This is a genomic window from uncultured Veillonella sp. (genome assembly GCF_915069625.1).
GTDB lineage: Bacteria > Bacillota > Negativicutes > Veillonellales > Veillonellaceae > Veillonella.
On the sequence record NZ_CAJZFD010000133.1, the window covers coordinates 1 to 5814 of the forward strand.

The following is a 5814-nucleotide window of genomic DNA, read 5'->3' on the forward strand; positions in this document are numbered from 1 at the left end:
GATTTTTAATCTTCACCCATGCATATTTACCAAATTCATGACCAAATACTCGTAATAAACCCGATGTAGGAATTTGATACGCAGGAATCATGCTAAGCATTGTCGATTTTCCTGCCCCATTGAGGCCTAATAGAGCCCAGTTTTCGCCTTCTTCCACATGCCAATCTACGCCTTTTAGAATTTCTCGACCATCACGACGAAACTTGACGTCTTCATAATGTAGTACTTCACTACTCACACAATCATCTCCTACATTTTTTCTCCACGACTCATAGCGGTAATACCGGTTTTAGCGATTTCAAGAATACCATAGGTTTCCATAATTTGTACGAAACCGCGTAATTTATCGTCGCTGCCGATAACTTCTATAATCATAGATGTAGGGGAAATATCAAGTACATTACCGCGGTATACATCGGCAATTTGAACAATTTGAGATCGCGTTGTAGACGTTGCTTTCACCTTGATAAGCATTAACTCACGACAAACTACATCATGATCATCAAATACTTTCACCTTAACCACATCAATCAGTTTGTAAATTTGCTTTTGAATTTGGTCAAGTGCACGGTCATCAGCCTCAACAGTAAGCGTAATGCGTGCATAGCCAGGTTTATTTGTAACGCCAGAAGTCATTTTCGTAACGTTAAAACCACGGCGATTGAAGAGTGCTAAAATACGAGTACCAATACCCGCCGTATTTTTGGCAATCACTAACACTTGATGTTCTTTAGCCATTATAGCACCCCTTTCTTGCCCATCATGCCACTCACAGTACCACCGGCTGGGATCATTGGCAATACATTATCCTCACGTTCAACGCGACAATCCAAGACGATGCTTTCATCAGATGTAATATAGGATTTAAAATCTTTATTGAACGTTTCAACTGAATCGAAGCGTGCTGCTTTCAAATCAAATGCATCAGCTAGCTTTAAGAAATCAGGACTCACTTCTAAATCTACATAGGAATAACGTCGGTCATTGAAGATTTGTTGCCACTGACGCACCATGCCAAGGTATCCATTGTTAATGATGACAATCTTAATTGGCAAATTATACTGACGAACCATCATAAGTTCTTCACAGGTCATTTGGAAACCACCATCGCCAACAACAAGGATGACCTGTTTGTTAGGAGCACCCACTTGAGCACCGATTGCCGCTGGTAAGCCATAGCCCATTGTGCCGGCACCACCAGAGGTTACGATGGTATGTGGCGCCTTATGTGTTAAGAACTGAGCAGCCCACATTTGATGTTGGCCTACATCGGTTACGATAATAGCATCATCATTAGCAATTTTATTGAGTTCAGATAATACATATTGAGGATGCAACTCACCATGAGTCGATTCAGGAACAACCATAGGATATTCTTGTTGCCATTCTCGAATTTGCGCAATCCAAGATTCATGTGTAGTAGGTTCAACAAAAGTATTTAATTCGGTTAATACTCGTTTTAAATCGCCTACGATTGGTACGTTAATGGTAACGTTTTTATCGATTTCAGCTGGATCGATATCGATATGAATAATCTTTGCTTTTTTACAGAAGAAATCTGGATGACCTGTAATGCGGTCATGGAAACGAATACCCGCCGCAATAACGAGATCTGCATCTTCTGTACAATTGTTAGCCGCTACCGATCCATGCATACCGACCATACCAAGAGCCAATTCATGGTTACCAGGGAATCCACCAAGGCCTACCAAGGTATTAGCTACAGGAATTTGAGCCTTTTCGGCCAATTCCTTAAGTTCTGCCATGGCACCAGATTTTAAGACGCCTGCACCAGCAATAATTAAAGGACGTTTCGCATTCTTAATAAGCGTGGCCGCTTTTTTAATTTGACCTTGGTGGCCTTTATACGTAGGATCATACCCTTCAAGATGAATTGGTATATCAAACAATTTATTGTATTCCGCCATGGATATTTTTTCAGTTTGGATATCCTTAGGAATATCGATTAATACAGGGCCAGGACGACCTGTACCAGCAATGAAATACGCTTCTTTAATGATTCGTGGTAAGTCGTGAATATCTTGCACAAGATAGTTATGCTTTGTAATTGGCATCGTAATACCTTGTATATCCGCCTCTTGGAATGAGTCCTTACCAATTAGTGCGCGTCCTACTTGACCCGTAATGGCTACCATAGGCACAGAGTCCATATAAGCAGTCATAATACCTGTTACAAGATTCGTAGCACCAGGGCCAGATGTGGCAAGGCATACGCCAACTTTACCGGATACGCGAGCATATCCATCAGCCGCATGAGCTGCACCTTGTTCATGACGCACAAAATAATGTTTAATTTCAGGGAAGCTATAAATTTCATCATAAATTGGAATTACCGCGCCACCTGGATAACCGAACATGTCGGTTACACCAAGGCGATGCAATGTTTCAAGGACAATGCGTGCCCCATTGATTGTTTCTGCGCTCATAGGAACCCTTTCGACCAGCTATTCAGATAAAATCTCGCTGGAATTTAATCGTTTAATAATGTAACCATTATTTTTGAAAGTATCAATAATGTGTTTGATGTGTTCTTCACCATTTGTTTCTACAGTCACTTGCAATTCCACTTCATGGAAGCGATCAAGGTTTTTAAACTGATTATGATCAAGTTTAATAACGTTTGCATCCGCATCTGCAAGCATTTGAGATACAGCAACCAATTGACCTGGTTTATCCGGAAGGTTTACAGAGAAAGTGAAGATACGACCACGCAATACGAGACCTTTATTGATCATAGAGGAAATGGTAAGTACGTCGATATTACCACCACTAACAATAGCCACTGCCTTTTTGCCTTTACAGTCTAATTTTTTTAGACCTGCTAATGGTAAAATACCGGAGTTTTCTGCTACTAACTTATGTTTTTCTACAAGCAACAAAAATGCTTCCATCAATTCATAATCAGAGACAGTAACAATTTCATCTACATATTTCTTAATATATTTTAATGTAGTTTCGCCGATTTGACGTACAGCTGTACCATCTGCGATAGTTGCTACCTCACTAAGTGGTACAGGATGATCTGCTTTTAACGCAGCTATTGCACTAGCCGCACCTTCAGGTTCTACACCAATAATTTTAATGCTAGGATTTTTTAATTTTGCAGCAGCTGCGATACCAGAAACAATACCGCCACCACCAACAGGAACTAGCAATACATCCGCATCAGGCAATTCCTCAAGAACTTCTAATGCAATTGTACCTTGCCCTTCGATAACATCTTCGTCATCAAAAGGATGGACGAACACATATCCGTGCTCTTGTTGTAATTCCATCGCTTTTTGGTAAGCTTCATCATAAATCTCACCATGTAGAACGACTTCGGCACCATATTGTTTTGTAGCATTAACCTTGATAAGAGGTGTATGTTTTGGCATAACGATTGTCGCTTTAATGCCTAGACGTTTTGCAGCAAGCGCTACACCTTGCGCATGATTACCGGCAGACGCGGCAATAACGCCGCGCGCCTTTTCTTCTTCTGTTAATTTTGCAATTTTATTATATGCACCACGAACCTTAAAGGAACCTGTTATTTGCAAGTTTTCTGGCTTGATATATACATCATTGCCACTTTCGTCGGAGAACACATCACTGTGAAGCAGTTTTGTTTTTACAGTAATTGTGCTAAGTCTCTCACGAGCCTCCATAAAATCATACAACTTATGCATGTGTACCATCTCCTATTGATAGTATTAAATTAAAGTCTAATATTAGTCTTCCAATACTTCAATAGCACCTTGTGCTGCAGAGGATACGTGAAGAGCGTATTTTTTTAGATATCCAGTTACATTGGATTTGAATGGTTTCAATGCTGCTTTACGGCGAGCGATTTCATCGTCAGATACAGCTAATTCCAATTTGCCGTTTGGAATATCGATGTTGATGATATCACCATCTTCAACAACGGCGATTGTGCCACCAGCAGCTGCTTCTGGAGATACGTGACCAATGGAGGCACCACGTGTAGCACCAGAGAAACGACCGTCAGTCAACAATGCTACGTCTTTATCAAGACCCATACCAGCAATCATGGATGTTGGTGTCAACATTTCGCGCATGCCAGGACCGCCTTTAGGACCTTCGTAACGGATAACTACCACATCACCTTTTACGATTTTACCGCCTGTAATAGCTTCAACAGCTTCTTCTTCGCTGTTGAATACCTTTGCTGGGCCAGAGTGAACGAGCATATCTTCATCTACGGCACCTGCTTTTACAACGGAACCGTCTACAGCAAGGTTACCTTTAAGAACGGCAATACCACCTGTTTCATGAACAGGATTATTCCAAGGATGAATAACATCTTCATCAGTTACATGAGCTACCGCTGCAATTTCACCTTGTGTTTTAAGAGCTACAGTTTTGCAATCTGTATGTAAACGACCATTTTCTGCTAAACGTTTCAACACAGCAGATACGCCACCTGCAGCATACAAGTCTTCGATGAAGTATTTACCAGATGGAGAAAGTTTGGACAATTGAGGTGTGTTTTGTGCAATGCGATCGAAGTCGTCCAAGGACAATGGTACACCTGCTTCGTGAGCGATAGCTGGCAAATGAAGAGCTGTATTAGAGGAACCACCCAAAGCCATATCAAGAGCTACTGCATTTTCAAAGGCTTCGCGTGTCATAATATCTTTAGGACGAAGGTTTGCTTTCAATACTTCTACTGCTTGCATACCTGCTAATTTAGCAAGACGTAAACGTTCAGAGTATACTGCTGGAATTGTACCATTGCCAGGAAGGCCCATACCAAGAGCTTCTGTTAAGCAGTTCATTGTATTAGCTGTGTACATACCAGAGCAAGAACCACATGTAGGACATGCTGTATTTTCGATTTCAGCTAACTCAGCATCACCCATTTCACCAGTTTGATGTTTACCTACTGCTTCGAATACATCAGACAAACCGATTTTTTTGCCATTATGTACACCTGCAAGCATAGCACCACCAGATACGAATACGGATGGAATGTTAAGACGAGCCGCAGCAATCAACATACCAGGTACTACTTTATCGCAGTTTGGAATGAACACCATAGCATCAAATGGTGTTGCCATAGCTGTTGCTTCGATGGAATCAGCGATGATATTACGAGTTACCAAGGAGTATTTCATACCGATGTGGTTCATCGCCAAGCCGTCACAAATACCAATTGTATTGAACTCGATTGGCACACCACCTGCGTTGCGAATGCCGTCTTTTACGGCTTGTACAATATTTTTCAAGCCCACATGACCAGGGATAATTTCATTGAAAGAGTTCGCAATACCAATGACTGGTCTGCCCATTTCTTCATCAACAAAACCAAGAGCTTTTAGCAAAGATCTATGTGGTGCACGTGCTACGCCTGTTTTTAAATTGTCACTTCTACAACTCATGTTAATCTCCTCACTTTTCTTGAAAGCATCCACTTGGACACTTTTCAACTTAATAAAAAAAGACGATTCTTATGAATCGTCTTAAAAGTTTACAAATGATATTCCTTTTGTTTACAGAATTCCTATATACATAAACGACCTATGTATCCCTTGGAATAAATACACATAAGAAACAAACCGTATAGTCAAATCTTATTGATTGTATATTAAACCATTCATGGAACTTCTAAGACAAAAACGTGTTAAGTTGTTGTTCATAATTCGAATGTCATTAATAATCACGACTAGCGCAATAATCAATAAGCTAATGACTAAACCTAACATGTTTCCTCCTAAAATAATCTGTAATATTAATCACGGAATAATAATAACACGTTACATTATCCTGTGCAAGATAATTCGCTATAAATTC

5 protein-coding genes are annotated in these 5814 nt (G+C 40.4%); all 5 read right to left on the bottom strand.

Features of this window, described 5'->3' with window-relative positions; translation table 11 throughout:
* A partial coding sequence (locus tag QZ548_RS07385) for an ATP-binding cassette domain-containing protein (RefSeq protein ID WP_295869397.1) occupies window positions 1–238 on the bottom strand: 238 nt, incomplete at its 3' end.
* Window positions 239–249: 11 nt separating this feature from the next.
* Window positions 250–738, bottom strand: a complete 489-nt coding sequence (ilvN, locus tag QZ548_RS07390; protein WP_016476516.1) for an acetolactate synthase small subunit — start codon at window positions 736–738, stop codon at window positions 250–252.
* Complete coding sequence (ilvB, locus tag QZ548_RS07395) at window positions 738–2447, bottom strand: biosynthetic-type acetolactate synthase large subunit (RefSeq protein ID WP_295869400.1); 1710 nt, start codon at window positions 2445–2447, stop codon at window positions 738–740. The genes ilvN and ilvB overlap by 1 nt, the downstream gene beginning before the upstream one ends.
* Before the next feature lie 18 nt (window positions 2448–2465).
* Window positions 2466–3689: a threonine ammonia-lyase gene (gene ilvA, locus QZ548_RS07400; protein ID WP_287499539.1), complete on the bottom strand. Its 1224-nt coding sequence runs from the start codon at window positions 3687–3689 to the stop codon at window positions 2466–2468.
* A 42-nt stretch (window positions 3690–3731) separates the two neighbouring features.
* Window positions 3732–5402 (bottom strand): dihydroxy-acid dehydratase, encoded by a 1671-nt coding sequence (gene ilvD, locus QZ548_RS07405; RefSeq protein WP_295869403.1) that lies wholly within the window; start codon window positions 5400–5402, stop codon window positions 3732–3734.
* Between the last annotated feature and the right edge of the window lie 412 nt (window positions 5403–5814).